Below are 18,999 nucleotides of genomic sequence, written 5' to 3'. Positions count from 1 at the left end.
GCTTTTTAATGTATCCATGATAAGAAAAGTGGAACGATAACTAAACTAGCTCCTGCTGTTAAAAGCATAGATAAACTTGCAATAGTTCCTTCTACAGGGCCGATTTCGAATGCTTTTGATGTACCGGTTCCATTTGCGCTCGTGCCTAACATAATGCCTTTTGCGAGCGCTGTTTTAATACGGCATATACGTATGAGAGAAGGTCCAAGTAATGCTCCTGTTAACGCAGTTAAAACAACAAATACAGCCGTTAATTCTGACATACCACCGATCATTTCTGAAATGGCCATTGCAATTGGTGTCGTTACAATATGAGGTGCTAAACTATGTTCTAGCGATGAATCAATTTGAAAATAATTTGCTAGTAGGGCTGAAGTAATAACTGATAAAAACGAGCCGACAATGACATTAAGTAAGATAGCTATTCCGTGTTTCTTGAGTAAATCAAAGTATTTATAGATTGGCCATGCAAAAGCGACTGTTGCAGGCTTTAATAATTCTGTTAACCATTGACCACCTGTTTCATATGTTTCATAAGGTGTGTCTAGTCCGAGTAATAAAGCAATTAAAATAATAGGGCAGACGAGAAGAGGAGAAAGTAAGCTCCAGTTCCAGCGTTGATACATTTTCTTCGATATCCAATATGTGAATAGTGTTAATAGTAAACAAAGAAAGCCGATCATTGTGTTGATCCTTTCCGCTTTAGTAGCAATTCTGTTAGGAGTCCTGTAGCGAGAGTGACACAAAGTGTACTAATCATAATAATTAAAATGAGATCGATTCCATATTGTGATAGTGTATCTTTGTAGCGTATGACAGCGACTGCAGAAGGAATGAAAAATAAAATAAGTTCTTTTAATAAAAAGTCTGCTCCGTCCTGTATCCACTCTTTTTTCACTAGGTTAAATTTTAATGAAATTAACAATAAAAAAATACCGATTATACTTCCTGGAACTGGGAGGTGTGCCTGTTTTGCAATCCATTCACCTGTCCAAGCGAAACAAAATAATAATAAAATTTGTCCGCTTAATTTCCACCATTTCATACAGTACCCACCTCTTTCTTTTTTTACATAAAAATTGTAAAAAAGAATTAACAATTTCTACTATACGTTCATTCGAAAAATTTGTCTAATATATAAATTATATGTTATTAATATATTAGATGTATTAATTGAAAGTGAAAAGGGTGTCCAAAATGGAATTACGGCATTTGCAATATTTTGTTGTAGTGGCAGAGGAGTTACACTTTGGACGAGCAGCTGCTCGTTTACAAATGACACAACCACCGCTTAGTCAACAAATTCAGCAATTAGAAAAAGAAATGGGAGTTATGTTATTTTCAAGAACGAAGAGAAAAGTTGAATTAACAGAAGCTGGAGAAATGTTTTTAAAAGAAGTAAAAAAAGCGTTCGAACAAATTGATAAAGCAGTAGAAGTTGCACAAAGTGCCCAAAGGGGAGAAGTGGGCTCACTTTCAATTGGTTTTGTAGGTGCGGCGATATATGATATTTTACCATCTATCGTAAGGGAGTATAGAAAGAAATTTCCGAGAGTGTCTGTTGCATTACATGAACTGTCAACACCGGATCAGGTGCATGCACTTCACGATAACCGTATTGATATTGGCTTTTTGCGTCCGCCAATTCCAACGCAATTACTAGAGTTAGAACCAATTCAAAAGCTTTCTTGTACGCTATGTTTACCGAAGGCACATCCACTTGCTGAAAAGGATGAAATACATATTGAAGATTTAAGAGACGAACCGTTCGTATTTATTACGAGACCGGTCTGGCCAGCGTTATACGATACAATTTTATCACTTTGCCGCGACGTAGGGTTTAGTCCACACATTGTACAAGAAGCAACGGAATATCAAACAGTTATGGGACTTGTAGCAGCAGGAATCGGAATTACGGTCATACCTGTATCGGCAAATAAATTATATAAAACAGAAGTCGTATATAAAGAGTTATGTGATTCTAATTTTGTTGCAGAAATGTCAGTAGCTTATAAAAAAATGAATAGCAATCCAGAGCTTTTAGAGTTTTTAAAAATTGCAAGAGAGAAGAAAAGAATAGAAGTTGAGGATGAGATTAATTAAGTTATTCAAAAGTACACCTCATTAAACACTAAAGCGGAAATGCAATAGTATGGCATTTCCGCTTTAGTGTTCTTTTTTTAGCTCTATACTAAAGAGATAAACATGTTCGTTTTCTTTCAAGAGTATATCAATACCTGAATCTTCATCAATTGTAGGGACGCTTACAGTTTCTTTACTTGTTTGGATGACCGCTGCTAAAATTGTTTTTTGATTGTATTTTAAGTTTTTAGTAGATTGGATTGTAGTAGTTGCAGAACTATTTATGCCTAGGAGAGCGTCTTGAGGGACAAGCGTTGAACCACCGTCGATATTAATATACCATTGACCTTTTTCTTGTACATCTTTATCGAAATGGAAATATGGTGCTATGAAAGAAAGTCTTATTTTCTTTTCTAAAAAATGTGATGAAGCTATATTGGTAATTTCTTTCACTTTTTTACCATTTTGATAATATTCAATTGTAGCATGCAACTCATCATTATTATTTTTGAGTGCAACATTATAAAACATTCTATTTCCTGCTCCTATAGGAGTCATTTGTAGAATTTCAGATTGCTCTTTTGTTAACTTATATGGTTTAACAGAGGCTACTTCATTATCATTCAGTGGGCTACAACTTGTGAAAAATAATAAAAACAAGATTGATAGTAAATTTATACGCATGCAATCCTCTCTTTTTTACAATTATATTCTGAATATTCTTTTTTTACCATTTTATTTTCTAGGACTAAAGACTTAGAACAAATTCAGATTGTAGTGCGATGTTTAAAATGTCATATTTTTATACACTAGTAGTATAGAATGAGTATGGTATGAAGTGAGGTAGGGGAAGAACATATGTCTTTATGTCAGTTAGTGAGAAAAAATATAAGAACATTTGCTGCCAAAAGGATGAAGCAATTTATGTGGATTGCTATGAGTACTATGATTTTATTTTTTATGATATCGCTCCAATTTAATGAAGTAATTGTTGGGGAATTAGGGACTACACTTTTATTTCAAATGTGTTTTTACACACTGTTTCTTATATTCATTTTTATATGTATTTTTACTACATATAAAATAATGTTTTCTCTTCTGCAAGTGAGGAAAGAGGAAATTAAATCTTATGTAGTAGAGAATAGGAACGTACTATGTTTATTATGTCAGGAGCAATTATTCATTTATGGAGCAGCGTTTGTTTTTGGATTAGTTAATGGGATGTTATTTTTGAAATTATTTACGATTATTTTTATGAAAATAGCAGGAATACAAGGGATAAATAGTGCACCGATTACAATATATGCAATAGTAGTTGTTAGTATAATTATGATCGTTATCGTCCTATTATCGATGATGCAATGTTTTCGATTTGTTCAAAGTTTACAAGATGAAAATTCATTTTAATTCAAGGGAAAGGCATGAGAAATCATGCCTTTTCCTATTTTACACATAAAAATAATCATGTTACAGTGTAAAGACCTGACAAAGAATGGGAAGGAAAGGTTGTATAGTATGACAAATGAACAATCAATTGTAAAGGTTGAGCGGTTAACGAAGCGAATCGGTTCAAAGACACTTGTAGAAAATATTAGTTTCGAAGTTAAAAAGGGTGAAGTAGTTGGTTTGCTCGGACCAAATGGTGCTGGAAAAACGACTTTAATGAGAATGATGGTCGGCATGATTCGTATGACAGAGGGAGAAGTTTGGATTGACGGCCAATCTGTAAAACAGCAATTTGAAAGTACGGCTTCGAAAATTGGAGCAGTAATTGAGGCACCGGAATTTTATCCATTTTTGAGCGGCTATGAAAATTTAACATATTTTGGACGGATGAATGGCAATGTGACAGAAGAACGTATCGATGAAGTAGTGAAATTGTTAGGAATGGGACAAGTAATTGACCGTAAAGTAAAAGCATATTCACTCGGCATGAGACAACGTTTAGGAATTGCTCAAGCGCTTATTCACGATCCAGATGTATTGATATTAGATGAACCAACGAATGGATTAGACCCTAGTGGAATACATGAAATGAGAATGTACATAAAGAAAATTGCACATGAACAAGGAAAAGCGGTACTTGTATCTAGTCACTTACTTTCAGAAGTTGAATTAATGTGTGACAGAGTTATCATTATTCAGCACGGAGAATATGTGGCGACGCAAAATATTCAGCATAATCAAAGCGAAGAGATGGAGACAATCCGTATACGTGTGGATGATGCGAATAAAGCAGCAGAAATGTTAGACCAAGATGTTTTAATAAAAGGTAATGATCTACTTATTACTGTAAAAGATGAAGAAATCCCAAATGTTATTCGTACATTGCTTGAGAAAAATATTCAAGTGTATCGTGTATATGAAGAAAGAAAAACGTTAGAAGAGCAATTTTTAGAATTAACAGGGGGAAAAGATATTGTTTAATTTAGTGTATAACGAACTGTATAAAATATTTAAGCGAAAGCGAACGATTATTCCCTTTGCAGTTATTGCAGTATTAATAATTGGATTAGGATGGGTTACGGTAAAGTATTTAGAACCGGAAACAAAAGGATGGAAAGCCGATTATACAGAACGAACTGTAGAAATTGAGAAAAAGCTAGGCATGAAAAAAGAAGCTATTTTAGCGGAACGATCTGGGGACGAGCTTGTAAAGGAATATCAGCTTAAGATGAAGCATTTAGATACAGATACAGCACCGGCAAGCAGTTCTCCGCTTTCTTTCATGAGAGATACAGGTTTTATCGTATTTCCAATATTGCTCCCATTTATCCTCGTGTATGCAAGTACAATTTTTGCGAATGAATATAGCTGGGGAACATATAAATTTTTAACGATACGACCAGCGAGTCGATTTAAAATTTTGACAGCTAAATTTTTAGCAATTGTGATATTTGCAGCGTTATTGTTTATATTTAATATGATTTTCTCCACTTTATGTGGACTTGTTATTTATAAATTCCAACAGCCTGCATGGAGCGAGCTTATTTTCCAAGATGGAAATATTATAAAACAAAATATTTTTGTGGAAGCTAGTAAGTATTATATTTTATCGTGGTTGCCGACCATTGTGTACGCAGCGTTTGCATTTATGATTTCTGTATTAACAAGATCTAGTGGAGGCGCGATTGGTATTTCACTATTTCTTGCTTTATCAGGAAATATTGCATTATTAGCAGCAACTAGATATGATTGGGCGAAATATTTATTGCCAGCAAACACAGATTTATACAGTATTTCAAAGAATGGAAGTTTTATTGATGGAGTAACATTCCCATTTGCTTCATGTATGTTATTACTATATTTATTTGTATTTTTAAGCATTTCCTATACAGTATTTTTAAAACGCGATTTAACTTAAAAAAAGGAGCCGTTAAGTATTTCTTAACGGCTCTTTTTTATGCAAATTGTTTAAGTGCTTTTTCAGCTAACAAAGCGAAGTATTCTGCACTTATAGGTAATGCTTGCTCATCTATTGTAAAAGCTGGATGATGCCATTCATGTGTACCACTCGTTCCCATAAAAACGAATGAACCAGGTATTTCTTGTTGATAAAAAGAAAAATCTTCTCCGGCCATCGACTGGGTAGGAGAGATAATATTTAAATTCATTTTTTCAGCAACTTGAGAGGATAAGTTTGTTAAAGATGTATCGTTCTGAACAGCAGGAGGACCTGCATAAAAACGAAATTCTGTTTTTACACCTAATGCATCAGAAACCCCTTGAATAATACGTTTCATGAGAGCTGGAATCTTTTCACGTGTTTCAGTTTGGAATGTACGTACAGTTCCTTCCAGCGTTGCTTTTTCAGGAATTACGTTCCACGTATTTCCTGAATGGATGTTTGTGACACTGACGACGGCATTATGTGAAGAGCTTATATTTCGGCTTACAATTGTTTGGAGTGCCATCACGATTTGAGAGGACGCGACAATAGGGTCTACCCCAGCATCTGGTACAGCTGCATGTGTACCAACTCCGTGAATTTCAATTTCAAATCGATCGACCCCGGCCATCAGTGGACCATCTTTAATACCGATTGTACCTACTGGTAAATCAGGTTTATTATGCATACCGAAAATAGCTTGCACGCCATGTAAATGCCCGGCTTCAATTACTTTGCAAGCACCATTGCTACTTTCTTCAGCTGGTTGGAATATAAAGCGTACAGTTCCGCTAAGAGAAGATTCTTTTTCTTTTAATAAATAAGCGGCACCTATAATAGCAGCTGTATGAAAATCATGCCCACAAGCATGCATTTTACCGGGAATTTTTGAAGCGTACGGTAAATTTGTTTCTTCTTGAATAGGAAGGGCATCAATATCAGCACGGATTGCTATAATTGGTCCGCTATTATTCCCTGAAATTTCAGCAATAACGCCTGTTTCTAAACTAGAATTTATAATCGTAATGTTTTTCTCTTCTAACCAATTTTTTATAGTCTTCGTCGTTTCAAATTCTTCGTATGATAATTCTGGATGCTCATGTAAATTTCGACGAATAGAAATTAGCATCTCAGTTAATTGCTCTAGATTTGCTGCCACGTATAATGCCTTCTTTCTTAAATAAAGTATTTACATTAAGTATACAATAAGAAAAGAGAGGATTCTCAAATGAAAATCCTCTCTCGTTTTATGCTGCCAATTTTTTGTGTGTATGATGTTTACGATAACGTCCACGCATTGCATAGGCAATTTGCGGGATTGCAATACCGATTAAAATAAGTGATACACCGATCCATTGTGAAGATAGCACCGCTTCTTTTAAAACGAATACAGACATAATTGTTGTAACTGGTAGTTCTGCTGCACCAAGAATAGTCGCTAAGCCAGAACCGATCTTTGGAATACCGATTGTAAAGGCGATAGAAGGAATAACGATACTAAATGTTCCTAATCCTAAACCGTATTTCCAAAGTCCTTCAGAAATTGCACCGCTAAAAATAAATGTTGGCGGGAATACGATCATTACTAAAGTTAAAGCGCCAGTCATTAAGAGAACACCGCGCGGTAATGAAGGTACTTCAACAGCAACTTTTCCGCTCACGAAAATGTATGTTGCGAATGTAACAGCAGATAATAAACCTAGTATGATTCCAGTCATATCGAAATCACCTGCTGATTTCTCTAGTAAACCACTTGATAAAAATGTACCTGCAAGTAAGAAAATAACGGAAATAACCTTTTCTCTTGAAGGTAATGTTTTTGTTACGACTGCTTCAATAATAATTCCGACCCAAACGAATTGGAATAAAAGTATAATTGCAATAGATGCTGGTACAGTTTTTAATGAAGCATAATAAAAAATTCCAGTAAAACTTGCAGATGTACCTGCAACGAATAAAATTAACGCTTGTTTTAATGGAACACGATGTCTAGAAAATAGAAGAGTAATAGCAAGCAAAATAATCCAACCGAACAAATATTGGCTGCCAATTACCTCTCCAAGTGAAAATCCGTCTGCATAGGCAAGTTTAACGAAAATAGCTAAAATCCCATAACTACACGCTCCTAATAAAACTAAAAGAGAATAACGAAGCATGAAAAATTCCTCCCATCTATATGAAATTGTTCCTAACGGACATATATAACTAGAGGGAAGTATACAAAATTAAAAATGAAGGGTCAAATAAAAGAAAAGTATGACATTTTATAGAATAATAATAAAAGTATGATATTTATGCATAATCTTGAAATTAGTAATAATAAAAGTATTGTAAAATCAGCTTCGTATTGTATAAAGACAGCATTTGAAAAAAATATTTTTTAGGGAGATAGAAGGGTAGTCCATTATAGTGTGCTAATCATTTGAGAAACTATGTTACCTTTGTTATGTTAATAACAATTAGAGAAGTTTCGTAGTCCAATTGAGATTGTTCTATATAATAGAAGGAAATGAAAACGTTTTATTAGAAACTGTTTGTAAGGGGAGTTTTTCTTATTATCACGTTGTTAAAGTGAGTTCACGAATTGTTCATAGTATTTTTATGTGTTTTTGCTACAATATGTAAGGAGAGGAGTGGAATCATGCAAGATATTAGTATTTTTTTAGCGTTTGGCGCTGGATTTTTATCATTTATTTCCCCATGTTGCTTACCGCTTTATCCGGCATTTTTATCGTACATAACAGGTATGTCGGTTTCTGAGTTGAAAGAAGAAAATGCAATGCTTCGTAAAAGAAGTATGATACATACAGCGTTTTTCTTACTTGGATTTTCAATTATATTTATTGCAATTGGGTTTGGTACAAGTTTTATTGGAGGCATCTTTACAAATTATAAAGATTTAATTAGACAGTTAGGTGGTATATTTATCATCGTGTTCGGTCTTATTATTGTCGGTGTGTTTAAGCCGAAGTTTTTAATGCAAGACCGTAAATTTACGTTTAAAAATCGTCCGAGTGGCTATTTTGGATCCGTTCTAATTGGATTGGCCTTTGCTGCCGGGTGGACGCCTTGTACTGGACCTATTTTAGTGTCTGTCATTGGATTAGCAGCAACAAATCCAGAATCAGCAATGATTTATATGATAGCATACATACTTGGGTTTGCTATCCCATTTTTCGTGCTATCATTCTTTATTACGAAAATGTCTTGGATTAAAAGAAATAGTATGAAATTCATGAAAATCGGGGGATACGTTATGATTGTCATGGGTATCTTCCTATATTTTAACTGGATGACGAAAATTATCGTATATTTCTCAAGTTTATTTGGTGGTTTTACCGGTTTTTAGTATTATTCTGTGAAAATGTTGGAAATACTAACGGAAAAGCATATAATGAAAGTATATTTTGCATATAGCCACAAAAAAGGATGAGAAAATATGAACATAGTTGTTTTATCCAGTATCGTTGCTGTTTGTATGGCTGTTGGTGCGATGTTTATTCGTTTAAAAGCAGCTAAGAAACCGGCAACATTGAAAAAAATTATACTTCCACCATTTTTTATGAGCACGGGAGCGTTGATGTTTGTTTTTCCTGAATTTCGATTAACTCCAGCAGAAATGTTAGAAGCAATTGGCGTCGGTTTGTTTTTCTCTATTTTTCTTATTAAAACATCTAAATTTGAAATTAGAGGACAAGAGATTTATTTGAAGCGTTCAAAAGCATTTGTTTTTATATTAATTGGATTACTTGTCGTGCGAATTGTATTTAAAACATACTTAAGTCAGTCTCTTGATTTAGGACAACTTAGTGGCATGTTCTTCTTACTGGCGTTCGCGATGATTGTGTCATGGAGAATTGCTATGTACCGTTCCTTTACGAAATTACAGAAGGAAATGGAAAAAGAAGATGGTTTTTATAATGAAAAAGATATGAAGCTAACTTGAAAACGTTATATGTATAAAATAAAAAGGACAGCGTCAAAGGCGCTGTCCTTTTTATTGAAAATAATGTGAAGTTACTTTGCGAGTAAAGATTTATAGTTAGAATAATCAATCTCTTTTTCTTGTAGTTTTTTTACTAAAAATTTATGATCACGTTTCGGTGTAGCAATAATATATCCTTTAATAATTAAATCTTGTGTAATTTGAGAGGCTTTTTCTTGTAATGCCAGTTCTCCGATTTTGCCAGCAATTTTTGATTTAGCAACATCGCGAAATAGTTCTGGAACAGGACTTACGAGCTCTTCTAACAATTGTTTTTGTTCTTCATCCCATAAATGTCTAGTTTTATTAATATAGTGCTCTTCCCAATCTAAAATGGACATACCATCTTCTTTAGGTAATCGTTTTAGGAATTTTCTGAACATAAAGTATCCACCGATAGACATAAGTCCTAATAAAATAACAGTCCATAGCACTATGAACCAACTGAACCATCCTTCGAGCAAGCTTATCCCCCCTTAATGATTGCGGTTTTCTTTTATTCATATTATAAACAGTGATATTCATAGAAAGCAAGAACGCTTGGTCATTTTGACCAAGCGTTATCATTTAAACAAAGTATAGTTGTTCAACACATAAATTATTATTATCATCTTCTACATATTCAATGATTAATGTGCCAACTTTACGATCTTTATCTTCAGTTGTGAAAATAGAGTAAGAAGTAAAACGTGCTGTTGATAGGCCGCTTATATGTGTAGGTAAAGAAATGTAGTCGTTATCGCGGAAGAATTCCATCAGTTCAATATCTTCAAATTCTTTTCGATCAACTTGTTTGTTTGTATAGCGGCGTTGAAGTTGTTTTAAAGACTCATTCCAAGAAATTGCTTTTGTATCGTATACCATTGTTCTATCTCCTTACTGTATGTAACCATTAAGAACATACGTTCTAAACTAGTATACTCTTTTTATTAGAAAAGGGAAAGCAAAAAATAATGTAAGCTTGGATTTCCAAGCTTACATTATTGATGCGTCCGTCATAATCTCTATTTTTATTATAAGTTAGATAAGAATAAGAAACAAGATGATATATATTCCGTTGATAGTTTTTAAAATTCTGTATATTATAGATGTAATAAAATGCAAGGGAATGAGAGGAATGGCATATGTAATTTCACTCCAAGGACCGATGGCAGGCGGAAAAACAACATTGGCTAAAAGGTTAGAGAGATGTGGGCTTTCAGTTATATATGAAAATCCATATCCAATTGTAGAAAAGCGAAAACAATTAAATTTGGATATGAATTCAAAAGAAGGATTTATAATAAATTAAAAAATGTTTATGGAAGCAAAAATAAAGGAGTTTCAAAATGTGAAAGATTCAGTCGTGATTTTTGATCGCGGACCAGAAGATATTGAATTTTATACACTCTTTTATCCGAAAGTGATAGGGAAAGAGTGGGATATAGAAACAGAATTAAAAGATGAATTGTATAAATTAAGAGAATGCTGTTCGGATGCAATTTTTTATTTAGATGTTTCGAAAGAAAATTTATATGATAGAAAAAATAATGACGGGGCAAGAAATCGAGGTACATTCGAAGAACAATTTAAATTAGTAGAAACTGAAAAAGAATGGTATAAACAATTTCCTGTAACTTATGTGGACACGAATACATTAACAGTGGATGAGTTAGAAGCATATTTTATGGGCTGGTTAAAGGAGAAAGGACTATGAAAAAAATATTATTATTCGTATACCCAACATTTGCGGAGTTTGAAATAACAGTAGCAACAGCATTGCTGAAAAAGAAATATGAAATCATTACTGCGGGCTTAACAAAAGAGTTGATTATAAGTGAAACAGGCTTGCAAGTACAACCGCATATAGAATTAAGTGAAGTGCGTGTAGATGAATATGAGGGGATTATCATTCCAGGGGGAGACGCAGTACATATGAAAGACGCAGATATTCTCCTTTCGGTCATTTTCCAATTTTCTGAAAAAGAAAAATTAGTAGCTGCGATTTGTGCTGGACCGTATGCGTTAGCAAGAGCAGGTTTATTTAAAGGGATTTCTTATACAGCGACTATAGATTATCAAAAGTTAGATTGTTTTCCAGTAGAAAATTTTGTGTATGAAGAAGTTGTGCGACACTCAAATATTATTACAGCACAGGGGCATGCATTTGTACCATTCGGAATAGCAGTTGCCTCTTATTTTGGAGTAGCGAACGAACATAATATAAATTTTTACGGTGGTAAGGGCAATATGATGATGGAGAAACTTTTACATGAGAATGTGTAAAAGCTAGCATTTGCTAGCTTTTTTCTTTTTGACATCGATAAATGGCTAACGTTTTCGGGTCGCGCCATATACCGTTATGAAGTGACAATTCATTTTCTACTTCTTTTTTTAGCCATTCCTTCATTTCGGCGTGAAGATATGTATTATCAGGTATATTTAGCGATGGAAACATGCTAGAAATATAGTTTACAATCGGAGTAGCATGATGAAAAACGAGAGCATTATGAATAACTGCTTCTTCAACAGTTGGAAAAACAGATTGTAATATTTCTTTACCATTTTCTAAACAAAATGGAGTGACTGAAGATGTTGTTTTCGGTAAATCAAATGCGTCTAACATGCGGTTACACATTTCAACTATACGAGGTAATGTAACGTCAGAATTTGTTGTAGCTAAAAGTGAGCCTCCGGGACGAATTACTTTATGGAATCCTTGAACTGTTTTTTCGACATCTTTCATGTGATATAACATATGTCTTGCGATGACCCAGTCATAGCGATTAGCTTCAAAAGGAAGTTTACCAGCATCACCTAGTCTCCATTCAATTATGCTATTCTTTATTGCAGCTTCAGAAAGCATCGTTTTCGATTGATCAAAACCGGTTAGTTGGCCTTTATGACCGTTAGTTTGTAAAAGGGAAAGAAAATTTCCATTAGCACACCCAACCTCTAATATTTTTTCTTCTCCTTGAAGTTGTAAATGTTCCATGACGAGTTCATCTAAATTTACTTGTTTTTCTTCGTAATGTTTATGCGTATCGATACGTGTCTGTAAATGGTTGCTTACGTTATATTGGCGTTTTACATCATTCATTTTTTCACATTCCACCTTCGTGCAAAATTGCTGAATCGCGTGTGTTAATACGTCGGTTTTCCTTAAACCTTCGTAATGGAGTGCAGCTTCAAACCTTTCAAGTAATTTTTCTTCAATTCGAAAATGAATATCTTTTCGTTTTGCCAATGAAATCTCGCCCCTTTGCATCTGTTAGTGAGACTATAGCACGCCTGAAAAATTCGTGTAAATAATTTGTGTACACAAATGGAGGGGATGAAAAAATTGTTCGAATGTGAGTTTAAACTATTGACGATTTAACCGTTTTCATATATTCTTAAATTAAGAAATATTCAAATAATTAAAAGAAATGAGAGAGTCACATGCTTCTTCAAGGAACACATCGAATTGGTCGTATGGCCATGTTGTTGGCACTTGCGGATGAGAATGAAAGCCCTGTATTATCTATTCCAAAAGGTTGGAAGTATTGTACGGGGAAAGTGGGTTCGATGAATTCGCAAAAAGTTGTAGCAGCAATGGAAACAGCGGCTAAGAGCACCCAAGTTATTGAAACAGATGTTTACAGAGAAACACATGCACTTTATCATGCAATTATGGAAGCTTTGTACGGAGTGACGAGAGGTCAAATTCAGTTAGCAGACGTTCTTCGTACAGTAGGACTTCGCTTTGCGATTGTGCGCGGTAGACCATACGACGGAAAAAAAGAAGGCGAATGGGTTGCTGTTGCATTATATGGAACGATTGGTGCACCTGTAAAAGGATCTGAGCATGAGGCGATTGGTTTAGGAATTAATCACATATGATTTGCCCATAGTCTATTAGTTAGAAGGGGGCCTTACTTTTTTAGGACAGAAGTCTGTCTTAAAAAGATAAGGTCCCCTTTTGCCTTTTTAAGGAGGAAAAAGAATGATTACGTTAACAGGACACACATTGACAATTGAAGAAATGAAGAGGTTGTTACTTGAAGGGGAAGGTGTAACAGCTTGTCCAAATAGTATGCAAAAGGTGGCGGAGTGCCGCGAAGTTGTTGAGAAAATTGTAGAGGACGGAAAAGTCGTTTACGGTATTACAACTGGATTTGGAAAGTTCAGTGATGTGCTTATTCAAAAAGATGATGTAAAGGCACTTCAACACAATTTAATTCAGTCACATGCATGCGGTATAGGTGATCCATTCCCTGAAGAAGTATCACGCGGTATGTTAATTTTAAGAGCGAACACGATGCTTAAAGGAGTATCTGGTGTTAGACCGCTTGTTGTAAATATGCTTCTTGAGTTTGTAAATCGTAAAATTCATCCAGTCGTTCCGCAACAAGGGTCACTTGGTGCGAGTGGCGATTTAGCACCTTTATCTCATCTTGCGCTTGTATTATTAGGCGAAGGTGAAGTGTTCTATAAGGGGAAACGAGTTCATGCGATGGTTGCTCTTACAGAAGAAGGTCTTGAACCGATTGAACTTGAAGCGAAAGAAGGGCTGGCATTAATCAATGGTACGCAGGCGATGACAGCGCAAGGAGTTCTTTCTTATATAGAAGCAGAAGCAATGGCGTATCAAGCTGAATTCATTGCTTCGATGACAATTGAAGGATTACAAGGCATTATTGATGCATTTGATGAAAATGTTCATAAAGCACGTGGTTATAAAGAGCAAGTGGAAGTAGCGAGCAGAATTCGTGACATCCTTCATGATAGTAAATTAACAACAAAACAAGGAGAACTACGTGTACAGGATGCATATTCACTTCGTTGTATCCCGCAAGTACACGGTGCTTCTTGGCAAGTTTTAAATTATGTGAAAGAAAAATTAGAAATTGAAATGAATGCAGCAACGGACAATCCACTAATCTTTGATGGTGGGGAAAAAGTAATTTCGGGTGGGAATTTCCATGGTCAACCGATTGCGTTTGCGATGGACTTCTTAAAGGTAGGAATGGCGGAACTTGCAAATATTTCAGAGCGTCGTATTGAGCGTTTAGTAAATCCGCAATTAAATGATTTACCTCCATTTTTAAGTCCAGAACCAGGACTTCAGTCTGGTGCAATGATTATGCAATACGCTGCAGCGTCACTTGTTTCTGAAAATAAAACGTTAGCACATCCAGCGAGTGTTGATTCAATCCCGTCGTCAGCTAACCAAGAGGATCACGTAAGTATGGGAACAATCGCTTCACGCCATGCACATCAAATTATTCAAAATGTAAGACGTGTTCTTTCAATTGAGATGATTTGCGCGATGCAAGCAGCAGAATATCGCGGTATTGAAAACATGAGTACAGTGACGAAGAGCTTCTACCATCAAGGTCGTCAACAAGTACCTTCTATTACAAATGATCGCATATTCTCAACGGATATTGAAAATATTACGCACTGGTTAAAAACGAATTATTCGATAAAAGAAAGATTAGATGTAAACGCAGCACTATAAAATGAGAAAAGGGAGAGATTGAAATGGAAAAAGTTAAACAAACAATTCGCGCGCCAAGAGGTACAGAGCTACAAACGAAAGGGTGGGTTCAAGAAGCTGCACTTCGTATGTTAATGAACAATTTAGATCCTGAAGTTGCTGAAAAACCAGAAGAATTAGTTGTATATGGCGGAATTGGCCGTGCAGCTCGTAACTGGGAAAGCTACCATGCGATTGTAGATTCATTAAAAACGTTAGAAAGCGATGAAACATTACTTGTTCAATCAGGAAAACCAGTTGCAATTTTTAAATCGCATGAAGATGCACCTCGCGTTCTTTTAGCGAACTCAAACTTAGTACCGAAGTGGGCGAACTGGGATCATTTCCGTGAACTAGAGAAAAAAGGTCTTATGATGTACGGACAAATGACAGCAGGTAGCTGGATTTACATTGGAACACAAGGTATTTTACAAGGAACATATGAAACGTTTGGCGAAGCGGCACGTCAACATTTCGATGGTTCATTAAAAGGTACATTAACACTTACTGCTGGCTTAGGTGGTATGGGTGGTGCACAACCTCTTGCTGTAACGATGAACGGCGGTGTTGTCATTGCTATTGATGTTGATAAGCGCAGCATCGATCGTCGTATTGAAAAGAGATATTGTGATATGTATACAGAATCATTAGAAGAAGCATTAACGGTTGCGAACGAGTATAAAGAGAAGAAAGAACCAATTTCAATTGGTTTATTAGGAAATGCGGCAGAGATTTTACCAGAACTAGTGAAGCGCAATATTACGCCAGATTTAGTTACGGATCAAACATCTGCTCATGATCCATTAAACGGTTATATTCCAGTAGGTTACACATTAGAAGAAGCAGCGAAACTTCGTGAAGAAGATCCAGAACGTTACGTACAATTATCAAAAGAAAGTATGACAAAACATGTAGAAGCAATGCTTGCTATGCAAGAAAAAGGCGCAATTACATTTGATTACGGAAATAACATTCGCCAAGTTGCTTTCGATGAAGGTTTGAAAAATGCATTCGATTTCCCAGGATTCGTTCCAGCATTTATCCGTCCATTATTCTGCGAAGGTAAAGGACCATTCCGCTGGGTAGCACTTTCTGGTGATCCAGAAGATATTTATAAAACAGACGAAGTAATATTACGTGAGTTTGCGGATAATGAGCATTTATGTAACTGGATTCGTATGGCTCGTCAGCAAGTTGAGTTCCAAGGTCTTCCATCTCGTATTTGTTGGTTAGGTTACGGTGAGCGCGCGAAATTTGGTCGCATTATTAATGAAATGGTGGCAAATGGTGAATTATCAGCACCAATCGTTATCGGTCGTGATCATTTAGATTGCGGATCAGTAGCATCTCCAAACCGTGAAACAGAAGCGATGAAAGACGGTAGTGATGCAGTAGCCGATTGGCCAATTTTAAATGCATTAATTAACAGTGTAAACGGTGCGAGCTGGGTGTCTGTTCACCACGGCGGTGGCGTTGGTATGGGTTATTCACTTCATGCTGGAATGGTTATCGTTGCAGATGGAACAGAAGCAGCAGCAAAACGTATTGAGCGCGTATTAACTTCTGATCCTGGTATGGGTGTTGTTCGTCACGTTGATGCAGGATATGACTTAGCTGTGGAAACTGCGAAAGAAAAAGGCGTTAACATTCCGATGATGAAATAAGGAGGAGAAAACATGCTGGACACTTTACTAATAAATATCGGTCAATTACTAACAATGGATCAAGAAGATGGCTTGTTAAGACGGGAAGCGATGAACACGCTTCCTGTTATCGAAAACGGTGCGGTTGGAATTGAAAATGGCGTAATTACTTTCGTTGGAACAGCGGAAGAAGCGAAAGGATTACAAGCGAAAGAAGTTATTGATTGCGGAGGGAAAATGGTTTCTCCTGGTCTTGTTGATCCGCATACTCACCTTGTATTTGGTGGATCTCGTGAAAATGAAATCGCACTAAAATTACAAGGAGTTCCGTACTTAGAAATTTTAGAACAAGGCGGAGGTATTCTTTCAACTGTAAATGCAACGAAACAGGCATCGAGAGAAGAACTTGTTCAAAAAGCGAAATTCCATTTAGACCGTATGTTATCTTTCGGAGTTACAACTGTAGAAGCGAAGAGTGGTTATGGATTAGATGATGAGACGGAATGGAAACAATTAGAGGCAACTGCACAATTACAAAAAGAGCATCCAATCGATTTAGTTTCCACATTTTTAGGTGCTCATGCAGTTCCGAAAGAGTATAAAGGTAGATCGAAAGAATTTTTACAATGGATGTTAGACCTACTACCAGAAATGAAAGAGAAGCAATTAGCTGAATTCGTTGATATTTTCTGCGAAACAGGTGTGTTCTCTGTCGAAGAATCAAAAGAGTTTTTATTAAAAGCGAAAGAGCTTGGCTTTGATGTGAAAATTCATGCAGATGAAATTGACCCTCTTGGTGGTGCAGAAGCAGCGGCTGAAATTGGTGCAGCATCAGCGGACCATTTAGTGGGCGCTTCTGATAAAGGAATTGAAATGCTTGCAAACTCTAATACAGTAGCTACTTTATTACCAGGAACAACTTTCTATTTAAATAAAGAAAGCTTTGCTCGTGGACGTAAAATGATCGATGAAGGTGTTGCAGTTGCTTTGGCTACAGACTTTAACCCAGGTAGTTGTCCAACTGAGAACATTCAGCTTATTATGAGCATTGCAATGCTCAAGCTGAAAATGACACCAGAAGAAGTTTGGAATGCCGTAACAGTTAATTCTTCTTACGCAATTAATCGAGGTGATGTAGCTGGAAAGATTAGAGTTGGTCGTAAGGCAGATTTAGTTTTATGGGATGCTTACAATTATGCTTACGTACCGTATCATTACGGCGTGAGTCATGTAAATACAGTATGGAAGAATGGTAATATCGCATATACAAGAGGTGAACAATCGTGGAGCACGGCCACTATTTAAAGAAAAATGCAAAGTTTATCGATCGTGAAGTGACGAAATGGAGTGAGATGATTAAAGATTGGGAGGAAGGCTTGGAAATATTCGGTACTGCCTTAATTGGAGCACCCCTTTCTAAACCATCTATTAGTCATTCAGGAGCAAGTTTTGCGCCAAAAACAATTCGTGCAATGTTAGATGCATATAGCACGTACGCAATTACAGAAGAACATGATATGAAAGAAAGTGTCTTATATGATTGCGGCGATATTACGATGCATGTGACTGATATAAAAGAAAGTCATAAGCGCATTGCGAAAACAGTTGGTCATGTAACGAAAGCAAATCCGAACATGATACCAATCGTTCTTGGTGGTGACCATTCGATTAGTTTTCCAAGTATAACAGGGTTTGCAAATAGTAAAGGGAAGGTCGGTGTTATTCAATTTGATGCCCATCATGATTTACGTAATTTAGATGATGGTGGCCCATCAAATGGTACACCGTTCCGTAGTTTGCTAGAAAATGATGTCATTAAAGGAAAACAACTCGTTCAAATCGGAATTCGTAATTTTTCAAATGCACGAGCGTACCATGAATATGCAAAAGAACATGGCGTGACAGTGTATACAATGAAAGATGTACGAGAGCGACAAATCAAAGATATCATCACAGAAAGTATTGAAGTATTAAGAAAGCAAGGCGTGACTTCTATTTACATTTCTCTTGATATGGATGTACTAGATCAAGCATTTGCACCAGGTTGTCCAGCAATTGGTCCTGGCGGTATGGATAGTACGACTTTACTTGATGCGATTGAATTTCTTGGTAAAGAACCGCTTGTTCAAGGGATGGATATAGTAGAAATTGATCCAACCCTTGATTTCAGAGATATGACGAGTCGAGTAGCTGCGCAAGTGATTATGAGTTTTCTTTTAGCGAGAGAGACAGTCCGTAAGCAGGTTAGTATATAGGCGTGAAATTAATAGGGAATGTTTAACGATTCAGTATGAAAAACACATTACTACTTATATGTAGTAATGTGTTTTTATGTAAAAAGAGAAGGTGAAATTAGAATGTATATATGTGTGGAAAAAGGTAATAAGATTGTGGGTTGTTA

At 35.8% G+C, this 18,999-nt stretch carries 21 protein-coding genes and 1 pseudogene; 14 read left to right on the top strand and 8 right to left on the bottom strand.

What is annotated here, in order from left to right; translation table 11 throughout:
• Positions 1-5: 5 nt before the first annotated feature.
• Both ILS93_RS05785 and ILS93_RS05780 read right to left on the bottom strand, forming a co-directional pair.
• The gene (locus tag ILS93_RS05785; RefSeq protein ID WP_048565873.1) at positions 6-683 is read right to left on the bottom strand and encodes an LrgB family protein; all 678 of its coding nucleotides are present in this window, start codon (positions 681-683) and stop codon (positions 6-8) included.
• Positions 680-1,045: a CidA/LrgA family holin-like protein gene (locus tag ILS93_RS05780; RefSeq protein ID WP_000872362.1), complete on the bottom strand. Its 366-nt coding sequence runs from the start codon at positions 1,043-1,045 to the stop codon at positions 680-682. The genes ILS93_RS05785 and ILS93_RS05780 overlap by 4 nt, the downstream gene beginning before the upstream one ends.
• Before the next feature lie 152 nt (positions 1,046-1,197).
• Here ILS93_RS05780 and alsR point away from each other — a divergent pair, with 152 nt between their 5' ends.
• Positions 1,198-2,103 carry an acetoin biosynthesis transcriptional regulator AlsR gene (gene alsR / locus ILS93_RS05775; RefSeq protein WP_098103267.1) on the top strand — a complete coding sequence of 302 codons (906 nt, stop codon included), beginning with the start codon at positions 1,198-1,200 and terminating at the stop codon, positions 2,101-2,103.
• A 63-nt stretch (positions 2,104-2,166) separates the two neighbouring features.
• Here the strand turns inward: alsR and ILS93_RS05770 are convergent, their stop codons facing one another.
• Complete coding sequence (locus ILS93_RS05770) at positions 2,167-2,766, bottom strand: histidine kinase (protein ID WP_088047018.1); 600 nt, start codon at positions 2,764-2,766, stop codon at positions 2,167-2,169.
• Between the two features lie 174 nt (positions 2,767-2,940).
• On the opposite strand from ILS93_RS05770, the gene ILS93_RS05765 reads away from it, so the two are divergent.
• The 3 genes from ILS93_RS05765 to ILS93_RS05755 all read left to right on the top strand — a co-directional run bounded on the left by ILS93_RS05765 (position 2,941) and on the right by ILS93_RS05755 (position 5,446).
• Positions 2,941-3,489, top strand: a complete 549-nt coding sequence (locus ILS93_RS05765; protein ID WP_088047019.1) for an ABC transporter permease — start codon at positions 2,941-2,943, stop codon at positions 3,487-3,489.
• Positions 3,490-3,597: 108 nt separating this feature from the next.
• A complete protein-coding gene (locus ILS93_RS05760; RefSeq protein ID WP_142289321.1) occupies positions 3,598-4,509 on the top strand; it encodes an ABC transporter ATP-binding protein in 912 nt (303 codons plus the stop codon).
• A complete protein-coding gene (locus tag ILS93_RS05755; RefSeq protein ID WP_000482782.1) occupies positions 4,502-5,446 on the top strand; it encodes an ABC transporter permease in 945 nt (314 codons plus the stop codon). Before ILS93_RS05760 ends, ILS93_RS05755 begins: the two co-directional genes overlap by 8 nt.
• Positions 5,447-5,483: 37 nt before the next feature.
• Here the strand turns inward: ILS93_RS05755 and ILS93_RS05750 are convergent, their stop codons facing one another.
• The gene (locus ILS93_RS05750) at positions 5,484-6,629 is read right to left on the bottom strand and encodes a M20 peptidase aminoacylase family protein (RefSeq protein ID WP_222660157.1); all 1,146 of its coding nucleotides are present in this window, start codon (positions 6,627-6,629) and stop codon (positions 5,484-5,486) included.
• An 88-nt stretch (positions 6,630-6,717) separates the two neighbouring features.
• Complete coding sequence (locus ILS93_RS05745) at positions 6,718-7,626, bottom strand: EamA family transporter (RefSeq protein WP_000947017.1); 909 nt, start codon at positions 7,624-7,626, stop codon at positions 6,718-6,720.
• Positions 7,627-7,951: 325 nt separating this feature from the next.
• On the opposite strand from ILS93_RS05745, the gene ILS93_RS28930 reads away from it, so the two are divergent.
• From ILS93_RS28930 to ILS93_RS05735, 3 genes are all read left to right on the top strand, one after another.
• A complete protein-coding gene (locus ILS93_RS28930) occupies positions 7,952-8,095 on the top strand; it encodes a peptidase T (protein ID WP_087944407.1) in 144 nt (47 codons plus the stop codon).
• Positions 8,096-8,111: 16 nt separating this feature from the next.
• Positions 8,112-8,819: a cytochrome c-type biogenesis protein CcdA gene (gene ccdA, locus ILS93_RS05740; protein ID WP_001152684.1), complete on the top strand. Its 708-nt coding sequence runs from the start codon at positions 8,112-8,114 to the stop codon at positions 8,817-8,819.
• A gap of 90 nt (positions 8,820-8,909) precedes the next feature.
• Positions 8,910-9,416, top strand: a complete 507-nt coding sequence (locus ILS93_RS05735) for a CcdC family protein (RefSeq protein WP_001028637.1) — start codon at positions 8,910-8,912, stop codon at positions 9,414-9,416.
• Between the two features lie 71 nt (positions 9,417-9,487).
• On the opposite strand, the gene ILS93_RS05730 is transcribed toward ILS93_RS05735, so the two are convergent.
• Positions 9,488-9,919 carry a DUF2621 domain-containing protein gene (locus tag ILS93_RS05730; protein WP_000889390.1) on the bottom strand — a complete coding sequence of 144 codons (432 nt, stop codon included), beginning with the start codon at positions 9,917-9,919 and terminating at the stop codon, positions 9,488-9,490.
• Positions 9,920-10,022: 103 nt separating this feature from the next.
• Positions 10,023-10,319 carry a hypothetical protein gene (locus tag ILS93_RS05725; protein ID WP_000262403.1) on the bottom strand — a complete coding sequence of 99 codons (297 nt, stop codon included), beginning with the start codon at positions 10,317-10,319 and terminating at the stop codon, positions 10,023-10,025.
• A 253-nt stretch (positions 10,320-10,572) separates the two neighbouring features.
• On the opposite strand from ILS93_RS05725, the pseudogene ILS93_RS05720 reads away from it, so the two are divergent.
• Positions 10,573-11,151 (top strand): annotated as a pseudogene (locus ILS93_RS05720) (AAA family ATPase).
• Positions 11,148-11,720, top strand: a complete 573-nt coding sequence (locus ILS93_RS05715; protein ID WP_222660155.1) for a DJ-1/PfpI family protein — start codon at positions 11,148-11,150, stop codon at positions 11,718-11,720. The pseudogene ILS93_RS05720 and the gene ILS93_RS05715 overlap by 4 nt, the downstream one beginning before the upstream one ends.
• Before the next feature lie 13 nt (positions 11,721-11,733).
• On the opposite strand, the gene ILS93_RS05710 is transcribed toward ILS93_RS05715, so the two are convergent.
• Positions 11,734-12,681 carry a class I SAM-dependent methyltransferase gene (locus ILS93_RS05710; protein ID WP_222660152.1) on the bottom strand — a complete coding sequence of 316 codons (948 nt, stop codon included), beginning with the start codon at positions 12,679-12,681 and terminating at the stop codon, positions 11,734-11,736.
• 194 nt (positions 12,682-12,875) lie between these two features.
• Here ILS93_RS05710 and hutP point away from each other — a divergent pair, with 194 nt between their 5' ends.
• From hutP to hutG, 5 genes are all read left to right on the top strand, one after another.
• Entirely contained in the window at positions 12,876-13,316 is a 441-nt protein-coding gene (gene hutP / locus ILS93_RS05705) for a histidine utilization transcription antiterminator HutP (protein ID WP_000926520.1), read from the top strand.
• Between the two features lie 103 nt (positions 13,317-13,419).
• Complete coding sequence (gene hutH, locus ILS93_RS05700) at positions 13,420-14,937, top strand: histidine ammonia-lyase (RefSeq protein ID WP_000631835.1); 1,518 nt, start codon at positions 13,420-13,422, stop codon at positions 14,935-14,937.
• Between the two features lie 23 nt (positions 14,938-14,960).
• Positions 14,961-16,619 carry a urocanate hydratase gene (hutU, locus tag ILS93_RS05695; RefSeq protein ID WP_000416701.1) on the top strand — a complete coding sequence of 553 codons (1,659 nt, stop codon included), beginning with the start codon at positions 14,961-14,963 and terminating at the stop codon, positions 16,617-16,619.
• 12 nt (positions 16,620-16,631) lie between these two features.
• The gene (gene hutI, locus ILS93_RS05690; RefSeq protein WP_000887534.1) at positions 16,632-17,903 is read left to right on the top strand and encodes an imidazolonepropionase; all 1,272 of its coding nucleotides are present in this window, start codon (positions 16,632-16,634) and stop codon (positions 17,901-17,903) included.
• Positions 17,882-18,853, top strand: coding sequence for a formimidoylglutamase (hutG, locus tag ILS93_RS05685; protein ID WP_222660150.1), 972 nt, complete (start codon positions 17,882-17,884; stop codon positions 18,851-18,853). The genes hutI and hutG overlap by 22 nt, the downstream gene beginning before the upstream one ends.
• The last annotated feature ends 146 nt before the right edge of the window (positions 18,854-18,999 follow it).

The organism is Bacillus sp. 16GRE42 (assembly GCF_019837435.1).
Taxonomy (GTDB): Bacteria; Bacillota; Bacilli; order Bacillales; family Bacillaceae_G; genus Bacillus_A; species Bacillus_A wiedmannii.
Note: the sequence above shows the minus strand (reverse complement) of the source record. Positions and strands in the feature narration are given on the sequence as shown.

Bases quoted from the DNA above. Each gene is read 5' to 3' on its own strand.
- ILS93_RS05785 (WP_048565873.1), bottom strand. From the start codon at position 683: ATGATCGGCTTTCTTTGTTTACTATTAACACTATTCACATATTGGATA.
- ILS93_RS05780 (WP_000872362.1), bottom strand. From the start codon at position 1,045: ATGAAATGGTGGAAATTAAGCGGACAAATTTTATTATTATTTTGTTTC.
- alsR (WP_098103267.1), top strand. From the start codon at position 1,198: ATGGAATTACGGCATTTGCAATATTTTGTTGTAGTGGCAGAGGAGTTA.
- ILS93_RS05770 (WP_088047018.1), bottom strand. From the start codon at position 2,766: ATGCGTATAAATTTACTATCAATCTTGTTTTTATTATTTTTCACAAGT.
- ILS93_RS05765 (WP_088047019.1), top strand. From the start codon at position 2,941: ATGTCTTTATGTCAGTTAGTGAGAAAAAATATAAGAACATTTGCTGCC.
- ILS93_RS05760 (WP_142289321.1), top strand. From the start codon at position 3,598: ATGACAAATGAACAATCAATTGTAAAGGTTGAGCGGTTAACGAAGCGA.
- ILS93_RS05745 (WP_000947017.1), bottom strand. From the start codon at position 7,626: ATGCTTCGTTATTCTCTTTTAGTTTTATTAGGAGCGTGTAGTTATGGG.
- ccdA (WP_001152684.1), top strand. From the start codon at position 8,112: ATGCAAGATATTAGTATTTTTTTAGCGTTTGGCGCTGGATTTTTATCA.
- ILS93_RS05735 (WP_001028637.1), top strand. From the start codon at position 8,910: ATGAACATAGTTGTTTTATCCAGTATCGTTGCTGTTTGTATGGCTGTT.
- ILS93_RS05725 (WP_000262403.1), bottom strand. From the start codon at position 10,319: ATGGTATACGATACAAAAGCAATTTCTTGGAATGAGTCTTTAAAACAA.
- ILS93_RS05715 (WP_222660155.1), top strand. From the start codon at position 11,148: ATGAAAAAAATATTATTATTCGTATACCCAACATTTGCGGAGTTTGAA.
- hutP (WP_000926520.1), top strand. From the start codon at position 12,876: ATGCTTCTTCAAGGAACACATCGAATTGGTCGTATGGCCATGTTGTTG.
- hutH (WP_000631835.1), top strand. From the start codon at position 13,420: ATGATTACGTTAACAGGACACACATTGACAATTGAAGAAATGAAGAGG.
- hutU (WP_000416701.1), top strand. From the start codon at position 14,961: ATGGAAAAAGTTAAACAAACAATTCGCGCGCCAAGAGGTACAGAGCTA.
- hutI (WP_000887534.1), top strand. From the start codon at position 16,632: ATGCTGGACACTTTACTAATAAATATCGGTCAATTACTAACAATGGAT.